The organism is Nostoc sp., from assembly GCF_036916655.1.
GTDB lineage: Bacteria > Cyanobacteriota > Cyanobacteriia > Cyanobacteriales > Nostocaceae > Nostoc.
This window is the reverse complement of the sequence record NZ_JBALFY010000119.1, coordinates 1-23,457: the sequence shown is the minus strand read 5'-3', so window position 1 is coordinate 23,457 and position 23,457 is coordinate 1. Positions and strand designations below refer to the sequence as shown.

At 43.9% G+C, this 23,457-nt stretch carries 24 protein-coding genes and 1 pseudogene; 13 read left to right on the top strand and 12 right to left on the bottom strand.

Features of this window, described 5'->3' with window-relative positions; translation table 11 throughout:
• Positions 1-190 precede the first annotated feature (190 nt).
• The 8 genes and pseudogenes from V7L31_RS31955 to V7L31_RS31920 all read right to left on the bottom strand — a co-directional run.
• A pseudogene (locus V7L31_RS31955) lies at positions 191-1,192 on the bottom strand (putative CRISPR-associated protein); the annotation flags it as partial.
• Positions 1,193-1,288: 96 nt separating this feature from the next.
• Positions 1,289-1,789: a PH domain-containing protein gene (locus V7L31_RS31950; RefSeq protein WP_334699951.1), complete on the bottom strand. Its 501-nt coding sequence runs from the start codon at positions 1,787-1,789 to the stop codon at positions 1,289-1,291.
• Positions 1,790-1,863: 74 nt separating this feature from the next.
• Positions 1,864-3,549, bottom strand: coding sequence for an RAMP superfamily protein (locus V7L31_RS31945; protein WP_334699950.1), 1,686 nt, complete (start codon positions 3,547-3,549; stop codon positions 1,864-1,866).
• 47 nt (positions 3,550-3,596) lie between these two features.
• Complete coding sequence (locus V7L31_RS31940; RefSeq protein ID WP_334699949.1) at positions 3,597-3,992, bottom strand: hypothetical protein; 396 nt, start codon at positions 3,990-3,992, stop codon at positions 3,597-3,599.
• A complete protein-coding gene (locus V7L31_RS31935) occupies positions 3,992-4,801 on the bottom strand; it encodes an RAMP superfamily CRISPR-associated protein (protein WP_334699948.1) in 810 nt (269 codons plus the stop codon). Before V7L31_RS31935 ends, V7L31_RS31940 begins: the two co-directional genes overlap by 1 nt.
• Positions 4,802-4,863: 62 nt before the next feature.
• Positions 4,864-6,078 carry a type III-B CRISPR module-associated Cmr3 family protein gene (locus V7L31_RS31930; RefSeq protein WP_334699947.1) on the bottom strand — a complete coding sequence of 405 codons (1,215 nt, stop codon included), beginning with the start codon at positions 6,076-6,078 and terminating at the stop codon, positions 4,864-4,866.
• Complete coding sequence (locus V7L31_RS31925) at positions 6,066-7,775, bottom strand: type III-B CRISPR-associated protein Cas10/Cmr2 (RefSeq protein ID WP_334699946.1); 1,710 nt, start codon at positions 7,773-7,775, stop codon at positions 6,066-6,068. The genes V7L31_RS31930 and V7L31_RS31925 overlap by 13 nt, the downstream gene beginning before the upstream one ends.
• Positions 7,776-7,922: 147 nt before the next feature.
• On the bottom strand, positions 7,923-8,897 hold the full coding sequence (locus V7L31_RS31920) for a CRISPR-associated protein Csx3 (RefSeq protein ID WP_334699945.1): 975 nt from the start codon (positions 8,895-8,897) through the stop codon (positions 7,923-7,925).
• A gap of 128 nt (positions 8,898-9,025) precedes the next feature.
• On the opposite strand from V7L31_RS31920, the gene V7L31_RS31915 reads away from it, so the two are divergent.
• The 5 genes from V7L31_RS31915 to V7L31_RS31895 all read left to right on the top strand — a co-directional run bounded on the left by V7L31_RS31915 (position 9,026) and on the right by V7L31_RS31895 (position 14,238).
• On the top strand, positions 9,026-10,591 hold the full coding sequence (locus V7L31_RS31915) for a TIGR03985 family CRISPR-associated protein (protein WP_334699944.1): 1,566 nt from the start codon (positions 9,026-9,028) through the stop codon (positions 10,589-10,591).
• Positions 10,592-10,606: 15 nt separating this feature from the next.
• Positions 10,607-11,194, top strand: a complete 588-nt coding sequence (locus V7L31_RS31910; protein ID WP_334699943.1) for an HD domain-containing protein — start codon at positions 10,607-10,609, stop codon at positions 11,192-11,194.
• Between the two features lie 882 nt (positions 11,195-12,076).
• The gene (locus V7L31_RS31905) at positions 12,077-12,382 is read left to right on the top strand and encodes an SRPBCC family protein (RefSeq protein WP_442944526.1); all 306 of its coding nucleotides are present in this window, start codon (positions 12,077-12,079) and stop codon (positions 12,380-12,382) included.
• Between the two features lie 38 nt (positions 12,383-12,420).
• Positions 12,421-12,906, top strand: a complete 486-nt coding sequence (locus V7L31_RS31900) for an SRPBCC family protein (protein ID WP_334699942.1) — start codon at positions 12,421-12,423, stop codon at positions 12,904-12,906.
• Between the two features lie 153 nt (positions 12,907-13,059).
• Complete coding sequence (locus V7L31_RS31895) at positions 13,060-14,238, top strand: zinc-dependent alcohol dehydrogenase (protein ID WP_334699941.1); 1,179 nt, start codon at positions 13,060-13,062, stop codon at positions 14,236-14,238.
• Between the two features lie 55 nt (positions 14,239-14,293).
• On the opposite strand, the gene V7L31_RS31890 is transcribed toward V7L31_RS31895, so the two are convergent.
• Positions 14,294-14,470 (bottom strand): hypothetical protein, encoded by a 177-nt coding sequence (locus V7L31_RS31890; protein WP_334699940.1) that lies wholly within the window; start codon positions 14,468-14,470, stop codon positions 14,294-14,296.
• A gap of 106 nt (positions 14,471-14,576) precedes the next feature.
• Here V7L31_RS31890 and V7L31_RS31885 point away from each other — a divergent pair, with 106 nt between their 5' ends.
• From V7L31_RS31885 to V7L31_RS31875, 3 genes are all read left to right on the top strand, one after another.
• A complete protein-coding gene (locus tag V7L31_RS31885; protein WP_334699939.1) occupies positions 14,577-15,689 on the top strand; it encodes an L-dopachrome tautomerase-related protein in 1,113 nt (370 codons plus the stop codon).
• A gap of 138 nt (positions 15,690-15,827) precedes the next feature.
• On the top strand, positions 15,828-16,391 hold the full coding sequence (locus V7L31_RS31880; protein WP_334699938.1) for a type 1 glutamine amidotransferase domain-containing protein: 564 nt from the start codon (positions 15,828-15,830) through the stop codon (positions 16,389-16,391).
• Between the two features lie 30 nt (positions 16,392-16,421).
• Positions 16,422-17,261 (top strand): aldo/keto reductase, encoded by an 840-nt coding sequence (locus tag V7L31_RS31875; RefSeq protein WP_334699937.1) that lies wholly within the window; start codon positions 16,422-16,424, stop codon positions 17,259-17,261.
• 93 nt (positions 17,262-17,354) lie between these two features.
• Here V7L31_RS31875 and ltrA read toward each other — a convergent pair whose 3' ends face one another.
• From ltrA to V7L31_RS31860, 3 genes are all read right to left on the bottom strand, one after another.
• Positions 17,355-19,028, bottom strand: a complete 1,674-nt coding sequence (gene ltrA / locus V7L31_RS31870) for a group II intron reverse transcriptase/maturase (protein ID WP_334699936.1) — start codon at positions 19,026-19,028, stop codon at positions 17,355-17,357.
• An 819-nt stretch (positions 19,029-19,847) separates the two neighbouring features.
• Positions 19,848-20,543, bottom strand: a complete 696-nt coding sequence (locus V7L31_RS31865) for a hypothetical protein (RefSeq protein WP_334699935.1) — start codon at positions 20,541-20,543, stop codon at positions 19,848-19,850.
• Positions 20,544-20,545: 2 nt separating this feature from the next.
• Positions 20,546-21,013, bottom strand: coding sequence for a hypothetical protein (locus V7L31_RS31860; protein WP_334699934.1), 468 nt, complete (start codon positions 21,011-21,013; stop codon positions 20,546-20,548).
• 195 nt (positions 21,014-21,208) lie between these two features.
• Between V7L31_RS31860 and V7L31_RS31855 the strand changes: the two genes are divergently transcribed.
• The 5 genes from V7L31_RS31855 to V7L31_RS31835 all read left to right on the top strand — a co-directional run bounded on the left by V7L31_RS31855 (position 21,209) and on the right by V7L31_RS31835 (position 23,098).
• A complete protein-coding gene (locus V7L31_RS31855; protein ID WP_334699933.1) occupies positions 21,209-21,532 on the top strand; it encodes an ArsR/SmtB family transcription factor in 324 nt (107 codons plus the stop codon).
• A gap of 20 nt (positions 21,533-21,552) precedes the next feature.
• Positions 21,553-22,032 (top strand): SRPBCC domain-containing protein, encoded by a 480-nt coding sequence (locus tag V7L31_RS31850; protein WP_334699932.1) that lies wholly within the window; start codon positions 21,553-21,555, stop codon positions 22,030-22,032.
• 19 nt (positions 22,033-22,051) lie between these two features.
• The gene (locus V7L31_RS31845) at positions 22,052-22,255 is read left to right on the top strand and encodes a hypothetical protein (RefSeq protein WP_334699931.1); all 204 of its coding nucleotides are present in this window, start codon (positions 22,052-22,054) and stop codon (positions 22,253-22,255) included.
• A 67-nt stretch (positions 22,256-22,322) separates the two neighbouring features.
• The gene (locus V7L31_RS31840; RefSeq protein ID WP_334696529.1) at positions 22,323-22,685 is read left to right on the top strand and encodes a hypothetical protein; all 363 of its coding nucleotides are present in this window, start codon (positions 22,323-22,325) and stop codon (positions 22,683-22,685) included.
• Positions 22,682-23,098, top strand: coding sequence for an HNH endonuclease (locus tag V7L31_RS31835; RefSeq protein WP_190964734.1), 417 nt, complete (start codon positions 22,682-22,684; stop codon positions 23,096-23,098). The genes V7L31_RS31840 and V7L31_RS31835 overlap by 4 nt, the downstream gene beginning before the upstream one ends.
• Positions 23,099-23,457: the final 359 nt, after the last annotated feature.

The following is a 23,457-nucleotide window of genomic DNA, read 5'->3' as shown; positions in this document are numbered from 1 at the left end:
GTAATTGAGTTTTTTGACCAAGCTATCAAAGCGATGGTTAACTCTTCTGTGCAGACCCCTTCTTTAATTCCTCTCGTTTAGACCTGAATCCTTACATAAATTCTAGTCAATTTTCTCAATCATTAGTTCGGATGTACTAAATAGATTCGTTTCTTTGGGGTGTGACAGTTCTGGGTGCGGAATGTGGGTTATCATACTGCAATCCCCCATGCTTTTTGAGAATAGCAGTATCACCATCAGAATCTTCTAAGAGATAAGAAACTTTAGCTAAAGTTTCTTGTAACTTTACCCTTGGTTGCTTCTCCTTGAGCTTTTTGTAGTCAGCTTCAAAGGAATCTTGATATTCTAAATTGAAGAAAGAAAGTAAATTTTCTGAGAGTAAATCATCTTTACACTGATTCCAAATTAGCTGTCCCCAAGTCGAAAGTGTCATTTGATCATCAACTTCTGCAACCATAGCTTCGGGAATTCCGAGTGTTTCACTTGCAGAAAGTCCAGCGCCAGCATCCAATAATGCTAGTTGACGTGCATAAGGTTTAATTAAGGAAATATCTACAGCTATAGGTAAGCGTGGGATAGTAATTAAATCAGATTTTTCCCCTTCAAAGATATAAATTATTTCATCAGCATAAAACATCCCAATGGTATTGAGATAACCTTGTAAACTCTTGAAACTACCAACCAAATCAAAATAAATTTTGTATTGATCCCGTTTCAATTGTGGTATGATATCTTGTAACCAAACAATTAACGCATCAATTCCCAGAGAAAAAGCTTCAGTACTAGCAGTAGAAAGCCCACGAGGAGCAAAGGTACTAGTATTATTTAATCCTTGTTTTCTGAGAAAATCCTCAACAATTTTAGCAGTAGTTTTACCTTGGGCTGTATCAGTAGCAACAAGAAAATGAATATCTTCTTTTCCCTGACTTAAATTATCTTGATAAATGCCATAAATTCCATTCAATTCTGCACTAGCACGACGAATCTGGGAGATTTTAGCACCTAAAAGTTGTTCGTCGGCTCTTTGTTTGAGGATTGCAATAATCTGCTTGACATCCTCTGGTGTTTTCTCTTCATTTAGATTTGCTGTATCTCGCAAGCGGGAATACCAATCTTTTTCGTCAGGATTAGCTCGGTTGATTTGATTGGTTAATAAACTGGTACCAATGGTAGAGATAATAACTTGGCGCATGATATGAAAGGAAAGTAGGGTGAAGATAAGAGATATTTTATCAAGAAAGGCAGAGGGCAGTTCTTGCTGAAGGCAGAAGGGATTTATCCCTTTATTTTAATCTCGACGAATGACTCGTTTGATATCTTTATCATCATTGAAGGCTTTTCTAATCTTTTCAGCAACTTCTAGAGCGTTAGGAATAGTATAGAGAAAAAGCTTTGGATGAGAATAATCACTAGAAAATACCCGAATATCTCCTAATAAAAGTGGTTTCCTACCTAAGCAGGTTCTCCCAAAATCTAACAATTGGTATAGCGGTCCTCTTTCTACCTGAATATCCAGCACTCGATAAAGTTCAATAAAATTGACTTCCTTCCAAAAAACACCAGATTTAGTAATTAACCTTTGGGTAGTTAAAATATAATTTGTGGAGCGAATCTGAATATATTTCCAATAAAAATAAGGCAGAGGTAGAATCGTCCAAAATAGAAAAATTAGCAGCAGATGTAAGAGAAAATTCTCAACTAATATTTGGACTAGAGAGGGATGAAAGTTTAAAATTCCCGACTCTGCTGCTTGTGAAGTGATGGTTGTTTTGTTGATTTTCTTCATCATCTCTGCTCCCGATTACTATTTCTGATTGCAATTGGAGTATGACATAGCAGTGGAAACAGAGATTTCCCAAATGTTTAAGAAGGCGATCGCGGCCAAAGTTGCTGAAAACCTTTTGGTCGATTTTGTTGAGAATTGAGAAAATCTAGAAACTGTGTTGATTCATGAGAATCATCAGGAAATAGTGTCAGAAGCTCTAAATATCCGGGAGTAGATTTAGGAATTGGTTTGTTGGGATTTTTTGGATCTCTCACCAAGCGAACAAGAGGGTACATTCGATGCCAGAGTCTACCGATTCGTCCCATTTGCCCGGTAATTGACGAACGGTAGATTGAACCTTCTGGCTTCACTCTGGAAATTGCCTCTTGGTACGGGCCATGCAGCCAAAATATAGCTTCAGAGTCTTCTTTTTCACTGGCTTGGCGACCCCAGACTTGCACCGTATTTGGATGCCATGCCTCGCGCCAAGAAGCTTTTTGTTGAGGATTGGGAGTTATGCCTTGAAGCTGCATCCACTCTTGGGCAGTTTGCTGCACTTTATCGATAAACTCACTCACCTGCTCTAGTTTACGCACCTGCACATCTCTCATGAGCGATCGCTCCCCTAACCATTGCCAGTGACAGCCAATTAGCGGCTTGTAATCATTGTCGGAGTATTCCTCATAAAATAGGCGATGATCTGCCCGTCGCCAAGATTTGCCAAAACCACCCAAAAGCATTGCGAAACGGGTTAAATCTGCCACCAATTTCTTCAAAACTTCTTCATGTTGGGAATTAGCTAGTTTACCAGCCAGTAACCAAAATAACTCTCCTTCAATTTCGTAAGTAGGCTGGGCATAAGAACCTCTGCCAAAGGTTCCCATTTCCAGATCAGAATCCCGAAAACTCATACCTAATAATCCAATATTCCCCTTGCCTTGGACGCTACCAAACAGATGATTCACAATTCGATCTGCCGTCTCTGCATTCGTCAATCCACCAAAAATCCGCAAAGCATGACCCCGCAAAGCAGCTCGAAAGACATTAGCACGAAACTCTCCTGTTCCGTCAATTAGCTTGGCAGCCTGTCCCTGACCTTTGATTTGCCCGCGATAAAGAATATTACCCGTGTGTTGCTGTGGTTGTCCGTAACCAGCACAGACACGACAACCAATGCCTGTGGAAAGTGCTTTTTCCCAAATGCTCCAGATTATCTGCCAATCCACATCTTGATTACTGGAAATTCCAAATCTTAGTTCTGGTTTATACAGAGAAATTTGGATAAAAGCACCTGAATCTCTGTTCCCAGTCTTCACTTGCCAATTCTGCTGCGGATGAACGATGTCTACTAAATTTTCAGTCCAGGCAGTATCAGTAGGATAACCACCATGAAAGCGGAGAATCCCTGGTTGCCAGTCTCCACCAGGTAAAGACTTCCCACAATAGAGTTCTGCCTGTTCTTTGGTACAGGCACGCCGAAAAATCCCCTTCATACTGCTGCCTGGATAGAACGGCCAGCCTCTTGCGCCAATAGCTGGGCGAATTACACCGTCATCCTGACCGCTATTAGTAATAAATCGCCAAGTCAAAGTATATGTACGCGTTTGGACTTCAGAACTAAGTTCGGGAAGATTTGGATAAGCCTTGTCTACCCATTCATCAGCCCAACGTGTGGCATCTTGTTCTGGGGCACCAGGAACAAGGCGCTGGATTTGGCAACGTCCATTAATCTGTGCCCGAAACATCATCGGGACTTTCTTCGCTGGATCTGGAATTACAGTCACGTCGCTTCGCTCCAAATTCAAAATTCAAAATTAATGATCCCCGCTCATCACCCTTTATACCGTTGCGTCCACCAAACAATACAGTCACACAGTTGCGTCAGAACTGCTAGCGCCACCCGTTGATCGGCTATGTCCAATTTCCAGAGTCTATCGGACATTTTTTGAATCTCGCTAGTATTGTCTACCTTCACAGGATCGTTGGGAATTTCGACTCCCGCCTTCGCCATAATTGTGACTAAAGCATCCCAGGTTTCTTTCCAGTACAGAGATTTTTCGCGTTCTTTAGCTACAAGACGCAAGTGTTCTCCCCAAAAACGTTCTAGCCCGTAGGCAACAGCCATCCGCATTTTATAGGATTGGTTGAGGGATTTCTCATCTCGCTGTTTGGCAGCTAGGACTAATTTTTGAGCTTCCCGATCTAATTCGTAAGATTTCCAAGCCATTACTGATACGCTCCCCCTAAAGTAACCTGACAACGACCAAATCCAATGGATTCCAGTCCACCAAAATAAAGTTCATCAGAGGCATCATTACCAAATGGTTTCCAGCCTGCTTCTTTCAACGCCACAGGAAATACCAAAACACTTCCTTCGGGTAAAGCTTCCACGTTAAAGAATGCACCACCATCTACTTTCTTTTCAGTGTCTGAGAGTTTCACGCGGCTTTGACGGTAAAGAGCCATATCGTGCAGTATGGCAATATCATTGTTCCCAACTACAACTAAGTTGTCTGGATTCAAATTAGATCCAGTTGGTATCCAAGCCGAGAGGTCTTCCTCATGATCGATTTCGATAAAGCCCAGGTTAAAAAACAGAACTTTACGGTTAGTCTCAACTTGACGACCCTGTAAATTTTTGGGTGCAGTATAAGGTTTGGGCAGACTTGCGGAGATTTGAGTAATTTGCTTGTAACGTTTGAGCAGCAAAGGACAAGTAACCCAAACAATGGGTTGACCGGGACAGAAAACAGGTAGCCATACTAAAGAAGCATACTCAAACTTGACCACTGCTTCGGTTGTTGTGTTTTCCTCTCCTGATACGGCTTCATGTCCATACCATTTTCTTTCTGTTCCTACTTCGTGCGATCGCATATCTGCTCTAAACCTACCCCGAATTGAACTGCCGGGAATAATCCCCGTCTGGGTAAATTGATCGCGGAAGATTAAGTTAAGATTGCCAGTTTCTTCTCCTGCACTGGCTCCGACATGCAGGGGAGCCAAGGTTTCTATGATACCGTAAGCTTTATGGTACATTTACAATACTCCATGATTGATGTTGAGATGAAAGTTTACGCAGAGATGCAGAGACAGAAAGGTTAAGCGATCGCCTCCTTTGGGGGGTAGCCCATCGCACTTGGTAAAGGTAGCGCTAACCCACATCCCCAGCGTTTAAGGGATGGGCCTTCTTTCGGAAACCAGTCATCAGGCCATTCTTGCCAAGATTGATTTATTGGCTCTTTCACGACGTAGACGCTACCCGCAGTCACCACATAACGTCCACGAGACAAGAGCTTTGGCGGTTGAGAATGCTGTTGATTGTTGTCGGTTTCCTGCTGTTGTTCTTGGGACTGCTGATTTTCACGATTTCCCAAGCGGTAACGAAAGGGTATGGGGCGCTCAGTTAAAAGGGCTGCTAGTGACCAAACTTTTTGCTCATTGCTTTCTGGATCGGGTTGAGAGTATTTCTCCTTATCGCCTTTTTGCAGATAAATAGGTTCTCGGTAAGATAGGCGATTAGAACCCCAAATTGCCGGGGTAATTAGGGCAAAACTCTTTTCAATCGTGCGATTGAGCAAAGTTATGATATTTTGAGCTAAGTCAATACAGCTAACATCGACCATGTGTCCTTCACCGCCAAAACGATACCAGCCAGGTTCAAGTTTGGTGTTAGAAAAGTAAACCAAGCAAGTGCCGGGTTCCATCTGGACTGAGTTCTCCAAAAACAAGCTACCTCGTTGTGTTTGTTGGTCATTGTTTTGTCTGACAACACGCCGTTCATCTAGTTCTAAGCGGGGGTGTAAGTGGGGTAAAAACCTCCAAGGTGCTTTTTTCACTTCTTTGGGTTCATGCCACTGATTGATGGCTAACCAAGTATTACTTTCAAATTTGTCATTCGGAGGTTGCTGATCTCCATCTCGCCAACTATAGAATTCCTTCTTCTCCTGATCTAAATATTTTTTGCAGATTAATTTGTGTACGATTTTGCCATTTTTGACTAAAAAATTATGCGGAGTCGGGACATAAAAATTTTGCTCAGCTTCCTGCAACTCATCTGTCACAGCCCAGAAAGGGCCAGCTAAAAGTAAATCACGAATTTCTGCATCTTTGTAGGAGGCTGCAAATAAACCTGATAAGGTTGCAGCACTAGGAGGAAAACTGCTACCCGATCGCCCCACTAAATTTTCTGGAGAGAGAAATTTTCCTGCACTACCGTAGAGAAAACCCAAAGGTTCAATTACGATCAAATATTTGAACCGAGGAGGAGAATCTGATGATTGTGCGGGAGAATTCGACGCTTCTATTGTTGACATAGCTGAAAGCCCACTTTGGCAAGGTTAATAATCCAGTCGTTCAGTGCTTTGTTGACTTTGGTATCATCTATTTCATTGATATCATCTTTGTAGTAACTCTTGCGATCGCCCAAAATTCCGGCTCTAACAACTGTTAAATCTGCATTATTTTCATGTAGCCAGTTGTTGTCGTTTTGGATGAGGTCTACTATAGGCTTTGAAAAATAGACCTCTAACAGAGCTAAAGCTATCTTTGTGCTTTTTTCATCAAATGCATGACGCGATTCTAAAATGGCGACATCATTGTATATGTGCGTCCAGTTTTGTTCTTCTTTTTTTGGATTGCCTTCGCGATCGCTATAAGTCGAAAGCAGCCCTGCTTCTAAAAGCCACCAAGGGCAAACCCATTCTAAGTGATTACCGTTGTTAAATAGAACGCGGAAGGCAATGCGATCGCGTCCGTTACTTTTTGCAGATTTCTCCGCTTCCCGGCAATGTTGCAATACATCGCGTTGTGGGATACCAGGTGCAGTCCAGACAAAACCAACGCTAGCAGTAATCGGTTTTGCTTCTTTTCCTGGCTGATTCCAAATCTCGGATTTAAATTTAGAAAACTGACTAACGCAATAGTTTGATTTGAGTTCTCTTCCTTCTTTTACGTCATAAAAGACACCCAAAAAATCATCACCACCTGCATAAATCACACGACAAAAAGGTGACTTATTTTGGTTTTGAAATTTTTCACCCCATTCCCGCATCATTTTGCTAAATTCGGTGGTTTTTTCGGGATATTTTCTGAGGTAATCTCCAGCTTTATCACCATCTCCTTGAAACCAGCATGTCCAATATTTTTCTTCATCCTGTCGGCTTAAATACTTAAATGAACGGGGATTAAGGTCTTTTGATAGCTTTTTTAGTTGCTCAATTAGTTGAGTAACATTTGAGAAATTCTTCTCTAAAGACTGCTTGAGCTTTTCTGTAATTACTTCATGGGTAATTAACCGCTTGATTAATTCAGGAATACTCAATTGTTCATCTGGATCGATAAAACTTTCCCCTAATTTCTCACTCAGCTGTTCGTAAAACTTTTTAACAGTAGTTTTTTCGACCTGGTAATTGTATTTCTTGGGTTCGTATGCTTTTTCTACTTGTTCGTCGCATCTGTTGAAGTCAAAACTCAGTCTTGGATAAGCAATACCATCTGCACCGGAAAGTGTAGAACTCTCACCTTGCCAGTTAATTCCAGTCCAAGCACGACTGCGTTTTTCCTCATTCAAGCGTTGGCGAACATCGTTAATACCTTTACCTAAATCGCTTTCAACTGGATCACCTTGAACCCAAAAGAACTCCCAACCATACCTTGTCCACAATCCCCAATCTCTTTTCCAAAATTTATATTCCCATCCATCATTAATCTCTTTTTCAATCCACTCCCGACAGGTGTGTGTTACGCATTTCCAAGCTGTATTAAAAGCAGTTTCGGCATCCTTTTTTTTATAATCCCCCTTAATTATTATCTGGTTGGGCATTCCCTGAGTCACGTTTGGCGAAGCTGGAGAAATGACTTCACAACGCTTGCTTTCTGCATCATTACAAATAACCCACGACAAATAGGAAAGCAGATAAGAACTCCCATATAAGTCACGCAATTTACGGGATTTCTCAATAAATCCTTGAACGGGTGCAAACGTGATTGCAGTGTAAATTTGGTTCGTCATAGACAGGGTATTCCAGTTGAAAAGACCGAACAATCATATTTATGGTATGGGAAATTGCAAGCAAGCTCAGACAAAGATTACAAAATAATACTTCCTAAACGAGTCATCTTTGTCACACTGAAAGCAGCATTCAGCATGTCTTAATATTTAACATTTCGTCAAATGAATCAATAGATCACCCAACGCTTGTACCATCGGACGATCTGATACGTTTTCTCCGCGCTTCAATCTATGCACACTACCAGTTAGCAACGGGGTTGTCTTTAATAATTCGTTGGCTTTTTCCTTCCAGTCATCAGCGAAGAATACCTCGTCTTCAACCGCATCTAACTGACTGTGAATCTTAGCAATAACCGTCAATTCTAGCTTCTGACAAAATTTTTCCCACTCAGTAAACTTACTGCTATCTCCTGATAAGATAACTGCGTGGGTAGCTGGCTTCATAATTTTCTCGTTTTCAGGTGAGATTTTACCGCCAACATCAATAATGTTAATTAACTGGTTCGTACTCTTAACCGACTGGGCTGTTTTATCTGCAAATTCTGGGGTAACTTCAAATTTCAGGTAACGTTTCATCTCATCGGCTAACCCCTGGTTTTCTTCATAAGTTTTTTGATACCACGACCCTTCCCCGTCTGGACAAGCGGTAATCACATAGGGATAAGGTCCAGCCAAGTTGCTCAAAATCGCCATTTTTAAGCCTTCTCGCAAACAAGATTTTCCCGATTGTGGGGGACCACATAACACCACTTTGACGATGGATCGCTCCGGTTGTGCTTCTTGTGTTTCAATCAAATCCCCCACTTTATATTTTGAAGAGCCATGAGAAATGGTTACTATGTAATTTTTGTATCTTAGTGCGCCACTTGGGGTGTCAATTTTTCTACCAATTTTGGGGTCGAGAACGGCGACTACTTCATACAAGTGAGCTAGCTTATGGGAGAGAACATAAGCAACAGGGACAGATTGTGGCCCGTCAATTAGGATGCATTTCCCTCCGGGAATTTGTCCAGAATCAATCATCTGTTCTAACAGTTCCAAAGCGTCGTGGACAATGCGATCGCCCCCAGCAGGGAAAACTCGATTGAATCCAACTCGTAAGACCTCGCCTTCTAGTTTCATTTGGTAGCTGTGCATAGATGATTATGTCTGTTAAGGAACAGTTTCACTATCGCATAGACAGGGAAAAGGGGTTTTCCATATTGGGATAAATTGGAGTTGTTAACGATTCAAGAGCAAGTGAGGGTTATATGCGTCCCCAGTTTGATTATCCTCCGACAGTTGAACTGTTGCAGATTTTGGCTCAGGGCAATAATTTGAAACAACACCTCCCGAAAGCGGTACGGTTGTGGGTAATTTTGCGATCGCTTTACGGTCAAGATAATGATGTCGTTAGAAAGAGTTTAAGTGATAGCTTTAGTTATGAAGACTGGTACAAAGAGTTTTTTACCGAAACGAAAAAACTCTCCTTCGACGATAAAGTTTATCACAATGGGCGAGATCAAAAACCTCCCTTTCACGATCCTGATTGTCCTTGTGCGAAATCTTTAGCCTATTGGTTATTTGACTCAGAATTAACACTGCCAAAACCAGAATGGGTGCAGTCGTTTTTACAAGTTTATCCCATGAAACCAGAAGATTTAGAAGTTTTCTTAGCTACTGGTAAAAATCCAGAGATTGAGAATAATAAACCGAAGAATCAATTCCCAAATCCTAGTAGCAACAACAGTCAGCGGAAAAAATATGCCGAGCCATTTCCTAATGGTCGATTGTTTGCCATAACACGCAGAAATTTACAGGAGAATGATTTTGCTACTTTAGTAGAATTGGGTTGGTTAGAACCACAGAAAAATCAAGCAGGTGAAATTCTGACTCACCATTACTGCAAAGTTCAAATATTTCCTTCTATATCAAGCTGTAAAAACTCTGTTTTACCCAGTCATTTTATTCCTCAAGTTGACTTTACAGAAATTTCTGATACTTATTTTCAACCCATCAATGGAACTCAACGATTTTTTATGCACGTTGAATATGTTGTTTCCAAAGATGGAATTGACCGGGTAGGGAAATGGAAAGATGAACTGAAAATAATCTGGGAAAAAATGCCTGTAAATCCTATTCAAATTCTTTACGATAGCGCCAGCTTATCTAGAGAAGCATCCCGAATAGTTTATCCAGTCTGTATCTATTATTTTCAGCGTGCGACCTATCTTTGTGCTTTTGGTCAAACTCTGAAAAATAAAAGGACTATTAACTGGCATAATTATCGATTAGATCGGGTTCAAGAATTAAGAGAATTAGATTGGCTAAATCCAAGTATTCCAGCCGAATTACGCCAGCTTCATGACACCAATCAACTCAATGAACCAGAGTATATTCTTCAGAAAATATCGGCAGCTTGGGGTCTAGATTTTTACCGAGAAAGCCGCAAAATGTTGATACGTTTCAACCAAGATTTTTCCCAAAATTATATCAGAAATAGTTTTCGCCATGAAACTTTTAGGTTTCTTAACGATAAACAGGAATTTCTTCAATTTATTCGAGAGTATAAACCTAACGAACAAGAGAAAGAACTCCTCAAAGAAATTTTTCAAGACTTACCTGAAGATATTAATAATTTCGACTATCCATACGCTTACTATACAGCTGATTATCGTATAGATGAGAGCAATATTATTGATAATACTGTCATGATGCGATTGCGAGCCTGGGGACCGATGGTAGAGGTGTTATTACCTGGAGAATTACGCTCACGCATGGCAAAGGATATCCAAGAAACTTGGAAACTTTATCACAAATCAAGTCAACACAAATAACCGAAGGAAAAATCGATGAGTTCAAACACGTTAGAAAAACCCAATTTAACTTCCCGCTTTGAGTCAGCGTTAGTTTATGCAACTAAACTTCATGCTACTCAAGTAAGAAAAGGTAGTGATATTCCTTATGTTAGTCACTTGTTGAGTGTAGCAGCATTAGTTTTAGAAGATGGTGGCTCGGAAGATGAAGCGATCGCTGCTCTACTCCATGATGCTATTGAAGATCAAGGTGGTGCAAAAACTCGTGAAGAAATTCGTCAAAAATTTGGAGAAAAAGTAGTTAATATTGTTGATGGGTGTACTGAATCAGAAGTTATCCCCAAACCTCCTTGGAAGGAACGTAAACAACAATATATAGAGCGAATGTGCTATGCTTCTCCTGAAGTGAGGCGAGTTTCCCAAGCTGATAAATTGCACAATGCGCGTTCAATTTTAGCCGATTGCTATCGAGACAAAGAAGCTGTTTGGAAGAAATTCAAAGGTGGTAAGGAGGGAACACTTTGGTACTATCGTAGTTTATTAGCTGTGTATCAAAAAACTGGGCCAAGTTTTTTGAGTAATGAATTAGAGAGAGTAATTAGACTCTTAGAGCAACTTACTTAAGAATAGGGATAAAAATCAAGCAACAGCGTTGTTCCTTCTTTAGTTCACTCACAAATCCCACGCCCGGATAAGATAAACGTTTTAAAAGCTTCTGTCTCCTGCCTTAAAGTGCGTAACCTTTCATCATCACCAACATCTGATAAGAACCCATAAATTGAGCAACCTGTCTTGAAATACATAAACCGAGCAAATTGCTCAACTTATCCTTTCAGTGACAACAGCAAAAGTAAACTTGATTCTTAATGCAACAATGCAACAATTAACTCGGTCTATGAAAGCGGTAAGCGTTCGCGGACTTTCCTCTATGGCGAATGTATTGTTATTGGTAGTAGGAAGGAGAGCTTTAGGCATCACCGTGCCAAAACGGGAAAATTGTACGCTAAGGCTGAAACCTATATCACATAAGCATTTCATCGATACTTATTTTCCTTAATCCGCAAAGGACGCAACTTGTCAAAACAGGTCGCTTGTTTCAAATTCCAAACATAATCGCCAGTAAGATTGATATGCTCCCACCTCAAGGGCGACAAATGTTGTAATTATGTTTGAATGTCTAGATTGCAATAGGTGACAACTTCCCTAGCATTACGCCAAGATACAAGCGAGAACTAACTAACTTAACACCAATCTCATTCTTTAGTTAGAGGTTATGTTTAATTGAAAGCTTTAAGGTTCAGGTGTTGATTTGTAGTAGTTAATTTTTTTAGTAGTCTAGAAGGCTGATACGAAGGGTAAATATTTTCAAGAGACTTCTACATACCTTTCGCTAATAAGATTTTATCCTACACTGTTCTCCGCTCCTAGTATTAGAGTTTGGACAAATTTGTTTGTCCAAACTGCGATAAACAAAGCACCATACAGCAAGCACGGGAGACAATAGACATGAGCCAACCAATTAAAGTTGAAAAGACGGTAACGATTAACAAACCAGTAGAGGAACTCTACCGCTTTTGGCATAACTTTGGGAACTTGCCGCGCTTCATGAAGCATCTCAAAGACGTAAAAGTACACAATAATAAGCGAGAGTCCTCCGGACACGCTACGCGATCGCACTGGACGACCAGTGGGGTGTTAGGTGGAAGTGTTGAATGGAATGCAGACATCATTGAAGATCGGGAAAACGAATTGATTGCTTGGGCTTCGGTTGAAGGTGCAGATCCTGAAATTGAAGCATTGGTAATTGTTTGATGAACAGATTCAGTCCACTCACAAATGAGGACATTGAGATGGCTCAACCTATCAAAGTCGAAAGAACTGTAACCATTGAAAAATCCGCAGAAGATCTTTACCGCTTCTGGCACAACTTAAAAAACTTACCACGCTTTACCAGGCATCTTAAAAGTGTGAATGTCTATGACGATGGGCAATCGCACTGGGTTACTAGCGCACCGATGGGCAACAGCGTTGAATGGGATGCCAGAATCACTGAAGATCGTCCGAATCAAGTGATTGCCTGGACTTCAGTGGAAGGGGCAGATATTGCGAACTCTGGTTCGGTTCACTTTCAACCTGCTCCTGGCGATCGAGGGACTGAGGTAAAAGTCATCACAACCTATGATGCGCCTGCTGGAGTCGTTGGAGATGCGATTGCCAAGCTGTTTGGTGAAAATCCAAAACAGCAAATTGGAGACGATCTTGCCCGCTTCAAAATGCTGATGGAGACAGGTGAAATTGCCACTAATGAAGGTCAGCCATCAGGACGACGAAGCTAAGCAGAGTTCAATCAAATAAAAGATTTTGAGTGATGCAGTCACAGCCCGAAACTCTGCATCAATATAATATTTCAATTTTTCAATCAGCGTAATGGTTTACCGCTAACTCCATTCTCAATTCACAAAACAATTACTCAGAAAGAGGGAAAAACAATGAAAGCAGTTTGCTGGCAAGGTGCTAACAAGGTGGAAGTCAAAACGGTCCCCGATCCCAAAATTATTAATCCCGGAGATGCCGTGATCAGAATTACATCCACTGCAATTTGTGGTTCTGATTTACACCTCTACGATGGATTCATTCCAACGATGGAGCAGGGTGATATTCTAGGGCATGAATTCATGGGAGAAGTCGTTGAGGTCGGCAGTGAAGTTAAGCGAATTAAGGTTGGCGATCGGGTCGTCAATCCATTTCCCATCGCCTGTGGTCACTGCTTCTTCTGCAAACAAACGCTAACATCTCTGTGTGATAACACTAACCCCAATGCCTTTATGGCAGAAGCTTTGATGGGACATTCACCCTCAGGCATTTTTGGCTACTCCCATATGTTAGGAGGCTATGCAGGCGGTCAAGCAGAATATGCCCGCGTTCCTCATGCTGATGTCGGTCTATGCAAGATTCCCAACGGGTTGACGGACGAACAAGTGCTGTTCCTTTCGGATATCTTTCCAACTGGATATATGGCAGCAGAAAACTGCGATATCAAACCCGGTCATGTTGTGGCAATCTGGGGTTGTGGCCCGGTTGCTCAATTTGCGATTCGTAGTGCGTTTTTACTTGGGGCAGAACGGGTAATTGCGATCGACCGTGTGCCTGAACGCCTCCAGATGGCAAAAGACGGTGGGGCAGAAGTCCTCAATTTTGAACAGGTTGATGTTGGGGAAGCCCTCAAAGAGATGACGGGAGGTCGTGGCCCTGATGCCGTGATGGATGCAGTGGGGATGGAAGCCCACGGTATGGGACTGGAGGGACTATACGACAAAGCGAAACAAGCAGTCCGTTTAGAAACGGATCGTCCCCCTGCTTTGCGGCAGGCGATCCTTGCCTGTCGTAAAGGTGGTACTGTGTCCGTTCCTGGTGTTTTTGGTGGTTTTGTAGACAAGATTCCAATGGGGGCTTTTATGAACAAAGCCTTGACCATGAAAACGGGACAGACCCACGTTCACAGGTATTTTACCCCGCTACTGGAGCACATTCAGAAGGGCGATATCGATCCTTCGTTTGTGATTACCCACCGCTTACCGCTAGAGCAAGCCCCGCATGGTTACGAGATCTTTAAGCACAAAAAGGATCACTGCATCAAGATCGTACTCAAGCCAGGTCAGAGTGCCTGAAATTCAAGTGAGGCAACTTTAGAATTGCTATCACTGGTAGTTTAATCGCTCCTATCTAAGCAGGTTGGAGGATTGCTGGACTGCCTATCCGAAAGCGATCGCCCAGATACGTATAGCCTGCGAGCAATAATGCATAGATCACCAGCACAGCGATGAAAACGATGACGGTTTGCCAGAAGCGTGGCTCATCCTGGACTGAGAGGGCTGAAATTAGAACAGCAAGCTCACACAATGTTGCTATGTAGCTGGCCGCAAGGGAGAAGCAAGCCAGGGCAAACGAGCGTGGAGCAGACGGAATCGAGATTCATACAGCCGACGTTTAGAGGAGACATAGAAAAATGGTTAGTCAGTTGCAGAAGTTACCCACCGATGAGTCGTTAGGCACACTGGAGACAGTTGCTCACTTTGACGGCGCAATGCTAACCGGGGTGACAGTGTCACATCAGGGGCGCATCTTCGTCAATTTTCCGAAGTGGGGTGATGAGGTCGCATTCACCGTGGCGGAAATCCGGGAAGGTCGTCCTGTGGCTTACCCTGACGAGGCAATCAATCGTACAGACCCAAATGACCTCGCTGGGACGCTGGTGTCTGTGCAAAGTGTGGTTGTCGATCCGGCTGATCGCCTATGGATTCTCGACACGGGTAGTCCGATGTTCCAGCCGACGCAGTATGGTGGACCGAAGCTCGTCTGTGTGGATTTGACGAGCGATCGCGTTATCAAAACAATCCTTTTTCCCCAAGATGTTGCCCTGCCTACCACCTACGTGAACGATGTCCGCTTCGACCTGCGGCGCGGTACCGAAGGCATGGCATTCATTACGGATTCGTCTGACCAAGGAGCAAACGGAATTATTGTAGTAGATTTGGTATCAGGCGAGAGCTGGCGCAAGCTGCACGATCATCCATCTACAAAGGCTGAGGCGCTATCAAGTTTCCGCCCAATCGTTGAGGGTCGTCCGTTGTTGGAACGTCAGCCGGACGGGAAGACCAAGCCAATCAAAATGGGGTCAGACGGGATTGCCATTAGTGCAGACGGGTCACGCCTGTACTATTGTCCGCTTGCTAGCCGACGGCTCTACAGTGTTGCCATTGATGCACTCGTGGATCGCTCGATTGACGAAAGTGCCGTTGCTGCAACCGTAATCGATGAAGGAGACAGGGGCGGTGCTTCCGATGGACTCGAAACAGACGCGGCAGGGTATATTTACTCGACGAACTACGAGCATAATGCGATTCTGCGTCGCCGTTCTGGTGGAGAGTGGGAAACGGTAGTACACGACCCCCGCCTTCTGTGGCCCGATACGATGTCCGTTGCGGCAGATGGATACCTCTACGTCACAGCAAATCAGTTGCATCGTCAGGCGAAATACCAAAAGGCAAAGGACTTGCGCCAAAAGCCGTATACGCTCTTTCGCGTTCGCATCGACGCTCAACCTGTTCTACTGCGGTGAGGCTCGAAAACGCAAGGGTTGCACAACAAGCACAAAAAAGACAACTGTATCAAAGTTGTGCTCAAGCCAGGTGAAGCTGCCTAAAACCCTACAAGAACACGAAAAAACCAAGTCTAGCCAATACTTGAGGAGGTAGAGATGACAGAAGATCTCACAAATAAGAAAGTTGCCATTCTGGTTACAGATGGCTTTGAGCAAGTTGAAATGGCTCAACCAAAGCTTGCCCTTGAGTCAGCAGGTGCTCAAACCCACATCATTTCACCTAAGAGCGATCGCGTTCAGGGCTGGAACCATTATGACAAAGGGGATTTTTTCCCGGTAGATGTCCCCCTCGATCGAGTAAATCCATCCGACTATGATGCCCTCCTGCTTCCCGGTGGTGTTGCCAATCCAGATCAACTTCGGACTAACGCTAAGGCGATCGAGTTTATAAAGTCCTTCTTCGATACTGACAAGCCGGTAGCGGTGATCTGCCACGGACCTTGGACTCTGATCGAGGCAGATGTGGTGCGTGGACGGCGGCTCACCTCGTGGCCGTCACTCAAGACCGATCTTCAGAACGCAGGTGCCCAGTGGGTAGATCGGGAAGTTGTAGTTGATAACAACCTCGTGTCGAGCCGCAAGCCAGACGACATCCCAGCCTTCAACCGGGAAATGATCGAGCTGTTCAGCCATGCAGGGCAGGTACGGCAGATGATGTGAGGACTCGGAGCGTTAATCAGGAGGACAGGTATGGAACAGCATCGATTTGGTTCCACGCAGCGCGAGGTGGCAGCGATTGGCCAAGGAACCTGGTACATCGACAACGGTGACCGCGCCTCTGCGATCGCCGCTTTGCGCCAAGGACTCGATCTCGGTATGACCCACATCGACACGGCACAGATGTACGGCAGCGCCGAGGAGGTGGTCGCAGAGGCGATCGCTGGACGACGCGATCGGGTTTTCCTGGTTTCCAAGGTTCTTCCTGGAAATGCTTCTCGGAGAGGGACGATCATAGCCTGCGAGAAATCGCTCGCTCGACTTCATACCGATCGGCTGGACTCTTATCTGTTGCACTGGCGCGGTCAACACCCACTGGAGGAGACGATCACTGCCTTCGAGCAGCTTCAGCACGAGGGGAAAATTCTCTGCTGGGGCGTGAGCAACTTCGATGTGCCTGACCTTGAAGCAGTCCAGAAGATCGCTGGCGAGGGTTCTCTCGTCTGCAATCAAGTCCTTTACCATTTGAGAGAGAGAGCGATCGAACACGCTGTGATCCCCTGGTGTGAGAAGCATGGGGTCGCCGTAGTCGCATATAGCCCGTTCGGTCATGGGGATTTTCCCAGATCGCGCACAACCGCAGGTCGCGTACTACAGGAAATCGCCGCCGCCCATAACGCCACCCCTCGCCAAGTCGCGCTCCGATTTCTGGTGCGGCATTCCTCGCTCTTCGCAATCCCCAAAGCATCCAACCCCGAACACGCCTCTGAAAACGCGGGAGCCGGGGAACTCAATCTGACCCAAACCGAACTCGATCGAATCGACGCAGCCTTCCCGACCGGATCTCGTCCCCGCGTGCTTCCCATGCTGTAGGCGTCACCGTGGTCGGGTAGCAGGACTATATCGCTATAATCCCGCCCCCTCAGAACCGGACTTGCGCCTTGCAACGCATCCGGCTCAAGCAAGTCATAAACTACAAATTGTTCCAGAATGTATTTGCTGATGGCAGTACAGATGTACGAGTTGTAGGTTGCCGTAATTGTCACCACCACCCTGAGATTTTGGCTTTTTATGATGAAGATGTAATTCCTCATCATTTAATAGGGATTCCCCGCATACAGGACAGACATATTGTTGCCTTTGGGCTATCTTCTGCTTACTTTTGATTAATTCGGATTTAGTTTTAGCTTCTTGCCGCTTAATCCAGTAGTCCCTTAATTTGGGGTCATCAGGTGATGATTTACCTTTAATAAGAATGTGCCTTTCAATCTTGAACCAAGCAAATTTCAACATATAGGCTCCGGTTTGTTTATTACCGAAAACCCATCGGTCAAATGATCTATCAAGATTTAGATTTCCCCAGTATTTAGCCTGACGCCAGCTATCAGATTTATTTCGATGAGTGCGTTTGGCATACATTTTCTGTTTCTCATATAACCAATGGTCAAGAGAATTGAAAATTTTGGAGGCTACCCCAACTCGGAAGTAATTCGCTTGTCCCCGAATAATCGGATTGAGCTTTTTAATGACTGCATCTGCTGACTTACCTCTACAGTTAAGCCATTCAGAACGTAGTTTACTCCGAATATTTAGCACAGACTTTTTACTAGGTTTGATTAACAGCTTCCATCCAGTTTTAGTAGTTTGGTCTTTGTAGTGCCTGATATTGAAACCCAAAAAGTCAAACCCTTCTGTGAGATGCGATATTTTGGTTTTCTCCTGAGAGAGGGTAAGCCCCCTGGCTTGCATCCAATCATTCAGGATTTGAAGAACAGTTTGTGTATCTTCAAGTGTTTCACAGAACACCACAAAATCATCGGCGAATCTCACCAAAGCTCTAGATGCACGGAGTTCTCCGTCTTTATTATATTTAACTCCCAAGGCAGATTCCATACCGTGCAAAGCTATATTTGCTAACAACGGACTGACAACAGACCCTTGTGGTGTACCAGCATCTGTTGGATGCCATGAACCTGTTTCCATATATCCTGCTAGTAGCCACTGTTTAATTAATTCACGGGCTGGAAAGCCTGTTAAAAGCTCTAACAGAAAATTATGTGAGATGTTGTCAAAACACCCTTGAATGTCTGCATCTACGACCCATTTCTTCCGTTTATTCGGTCGGGCTAGGTTATAGATACTTTCAATAGCATCATGGGGGCTACGTCCTGGACGAAAGCCGTAACTAGACCTTTCAAAAATTGCTTCCCATTCGGGTTCTAAGGCATTTTTAACCATTGCCTGGATGGTACGATCTTGTATTACTGGAATTCCTAAAGGTCGTTTCTTCCCATTAGCTTTTGGGATGTAAATTCGTCGTGCTGGTGATGATTTCCAGGGGGAGTAATCAGTTAATTTATCTACTAACTGACCCCTGGCTGTAGCCGTTTTGACTACTACTTTATCTATTCCTGGTGTGTTTCGACCTCTGTTATACTGCGTCACTTTTCTAACGCTAACAAGGCGATTAGAATAGCTGCGTAGCATCAGTTTCTGGAGAGAGCGTACCTTTTTCAGTTTACCCTCAGTTTTTGCCCTAAAGATTCGCTGTCTCAAATTCCGAACAATCCGATTGGCTTTGCGCCAATTGACACAATTCCAATCAGTCTGTCCCTTGGTTCGGTTTACAGTTGCCTGCATCTAACTTACACCTCGGTTTGAAATTATTACAACGGATATTGGTTGACTCACCTGCTTCCCGTCAGCACCCTTTCAGGTTGGACATCTGCCCTATCCACCGAGTTATGGATTCCCCTTGCCTTTCGGCTGGTGGCATTCGCTTTTGGAAGCATCCTTGACCCACTGAAGAATTCGGCTTTCCTTACGGATTGCTTACTGGGTAAATCCCAGACTTCATTGGGGTTACTACGTTACGCACGGATGAGATGTAATTGGGTAGGGTGTCCTCTCTACACCGGAGTGTTTGGTGTCCCAGTTCAACTTAAATGATGAGTCAAACCTTGACTGAGTAGTTTCGGGGTATTCAGTACATTCACTCGTATCACCGTGTCAGCCTTTTCGATGACCTTTTCTTACGATGCCTCAATAAGGATTCATTTACATTCACCCATCCAATCTTTCCTTTGCCCAGTTACATTTTTAGGCTAAATGCTTCCTTGAGCTTTACTTTCCGCTTCACACACCACCGTTACCAATGGCGCATGGGAATGTTAGGAACAGCCTTGGACACTAGACTGGAGGAATCGGTTCCTCACTCATCTTTTGGAAGCTTTGTATATAGGGGCTTCCAGCCCTTCGTGCGCCATCGTGTCGCACCCAAAACGGGAAAATCGTACGCGCTTTGGCTGAACGTCTTTGCCTGTCTAGATTTGAGGTGTTAATTTTTTGTTGGTGCAGAGTATTGGTACTACTCTGCACCAATCAACTGAGGGGAAACAGCCGCTCACGGGTGCTGTGAAAAGGAGTGTCTAAGATGCTTGCTGGGTAACGCTTTTAGCCTTAGCGTACAATTTTCCCGTTTTGGCACGGTGATGCCCTTTTCACCCAGACATTTTGGTTGTGATAAAAATCACCACGCTGTTCTAATGTAAACCCACCCAGCAATAATCCTAACCATACTTCTACCATCGGCATTTTTAATCCACCTTGGAGTTGAGTTAAAGAAATTTCACCTTTGACCTGTGTGAGATATTTAGCAATCGCACTCTGCCATTTTTGGACATCCTCATCTGATGCCAAATTGCGGACATCTTCTAAAGTTGTCACCTCATCGAGCATTGCCAAAACATTCGCTTTTTCAACAGGTGCTGCTACAGAATCACCCAACTCAGTAGGATATGAAAATTGGTGTGGACCGTGTGGTTTAAAGGTTTGTGGTGTTTCCGGTTCAATCAAATCATCTAAATCTAGGTGCATTGTTGTCCGCACTAGACCAGCAAAAAGATCGGTGCTAACAATTGGCCCTAAAAGACTGTTGCGATCGCGAGTATCTTGCAACAGCACTTCGGCACGAGACTTGAGAATATCTGCAATTTGACTGAAGGCAAGCGCTGCGGTTGATAACTGTGCCTCCAAGGGTAAATTTTCTAGCTCGGCATCCAAACAATCCCACATAGCATCAAGGGAAGAAGTTGGTGGAGATTCAGACAACTCATCAAGCACATCCCAGATTGTTAATTGGCGGTATGTGGTCATTGCTACAATTCAGGGTTTAACGGGCAGGGTCGCACTGGGCAGTAACTTGAAGCAATCTCAAACATATCCTTATATTGATATAGTGAAACACTGTATTGTTTCGCAAAAGACTGCAACACCTGATCTGTATAGGCGCGGATCTTGCCAGCCGTTAACCCAAAGCAGTGAATTGGTTCTAAGCGACAAATAGGCTGTTGCCCCAGCCAGAGTTCTGCGCCCAAGGCGTGCAATGGTTTATCCCCTGGTTCTTTATACAAATACAGCACTGCAAAATATGTTGCTGGTGGTTCGACTGCGATTGCATCAATTTCTGCTGAATTATTCTGGGAGCGGTGGCGATAGAATGAGCGGCGATTGTGGCAGACTTTGGGATTCCAACACCCGTCTCCTGCTGTTCCATGTAGAACTTTGGCTTGAGTTGTTGGTAGTTTAGAACATAGCTGACACTTGGGGTCTAACGGCTTCGGCATAGTCTACTCAGTTTCCTCTTCACCAATCGCACGATAGTCGGCAGCGATGCCTATCGCAGCGATCGCCTGGAAGCACAGTGGAAGTAACACCCAAAATTGTATGTGACTTCAGGTAGAATTTGCCCAAGACAGAAGGTAAAAGTTGTCCGTGTTGTCACTTGACACGATCTGTATGTTTGGATATCATTCAACTATATGGTTGAATCAAATGTAGCCCTTGATAAAATTTTTGCTGCTCTGGCTGATGTGACGCGGCGAGACATTCTGAAGCGGGTATCAACAGCAGAACATACTATCGGCGAATTAGCACAACCCTATGCGATGTCTTTTGCAGCGATCGCAAAGCACATCAGTGTATTGGAGAAAGCCGGACTAATTACCAAGCGTCAAAGTGGTAAGGAGAAAGTTATTCAGATTCAGCCGAAAACTCTCAAAGTAGCCGCAGCGTATCTGGGCGAGTATGAAAAAATCTGGAGTGCCCGCTTTGATGCTCTGGAAAAACTACTAGAAGATCGATAACAAAGTAGCAGGAGGCTAATATGGCACATCTGACAGTAACAGTTCCAGAAAATTCACAAAATATCTTGGGTACTGTCACAATTAACGCTCCATTAGGAAGGGTATTTGAAGCATATACCAAAGAAGAACTGTTTGCCCTGTGGTGGTGTCGCGGTAATCCAATGAAAGTGTATCACTTCGATTGTCAAGACGGCGGCAGTTGGCACATTGCTGAACAATCAGAAGACGGTCACGAGTATGAGTTTACTGGCTGTTTTCATGAAGTCGCTCTAGATAAACGAATCGTGCAGACATTTGAATTCTTGGGGATGCCGGAACGTGGGCATGTCATGCTGGAAAAAGCTGAGTTTGTAGCGATTGACGAACATACAACTGAGATTCATACCCATAGCACAGCAATGAGCCAGTCAGACCGTGACGGCATGGTTGCTAGCGGCATGGAAAGCGGCTGGCGACAGTCCGTTGAAGCTCTGGGCAAGCTTTTAGAACCAAACGATTAATTACAACTCGCTCGTAGGCTTGACATTTACCAAAGCGATCGCTGAGGTAAATGTAAGGGTAAAGCACCTAACAGAAATTGTTGGACTTTATTATTTATTGTTGAACTTTTTTATTCCTCTACACCTGCATCTGAATCACCCGCTTTGTCTGATCTGCTACGGTCGCATCATGGGTGACAATTGCGATGGCTACGCCGACCAAAGGTACGCGGTATCCGATTGATTTAATTGTGGAATATTCTGTCAGCTAAAATCCAGAAAGTGTATCCTTGTAGTAAAAGCAAACGTCTATGCAAGTTACATTTGACTTACCTGATGAAGTTGTCAATCAGCTTCAACCCTTTGCAGACAAACTGCCTCAAATCCTAGAGTTGGGGTTACGAGAATTGAATGCGATCGCTGAGTCAGGATTTTCAGGTATGGCTGAAGTCGTAGAATTTCTGGCAAGCCTACCCACTGCTGAAGCCATTATTGCCCTGCGTCCCTCTGAATCCCTGCAAGCTCAAATTAACACTCTGGTAGAAAAAAATCGGACGGTAGGTTTAACCGCAATAGAAGAGCAGCAATGGCAGGGGTATCAATATTTAGAGCATATTGTCAGAATGGCTAAGGCTAGAGCCTTCAAGAAGATCAAAGAAGCGGACGCAGAATGAGCAAAACTTATATTCCTGTAGCTCTCCGAAGACAGGTTTATGAACGGGCAAAAGCTTGTTGTGAGTATTGTCTGATTCCTGATGTCGCTACCTTTGCGCCTCATGAGATTGACCACATCATTGCTGAAAAACATAGTGGACGGACTGAAGCGGAAAATTTAGCCCTATCCTGTACTCTGTGCAATAAGCACAAAGGAAGTGATCTCGCCTCTGTCGATCCAGAAACCGGAAAAATCGTACCCTTGTATCATCCTCGCCAAGACATCTGGCATGAACATTTTTGCCTGAGTGGGTCTGAATTTGTGCCTTTAAGCCCCATAGGTCGGGTTACGATTGGGTTATTGCAGTTAAACCGTCGTGACAGAGTTGAGGAGCGTCAGCTTTTACTACAAGCTGGAATAATCGCCCCATAAGGTAGGCGATCGCCTCAATGTCCCAAGCTCATAACTTGAGCAACCCAGTTTGAAACCATAAAGCAAGCAAGTTGCTCACATTATGCTTTCAGTGACATGGTGCTACATGTGACTTTAGACAAAATCTGTCCAAACCACAAGTCATAAGTTGTCCGCCTTTGAACGCGAAACACTGATACTATCGTAGGCAAATTTCTTCTGCCATAAAACTAATACAGTTAAAAGTTGTCTCAAAGTTGAAAACCAAGGAAGCACTTGTCACACATGTCACTATACCCAAAAGATTTCAGGATCTGGAAGCATAACCGAGTATTTCAATGTCTGAAACCATTATTGTTGCGTTACTGGATTGTCAGTAA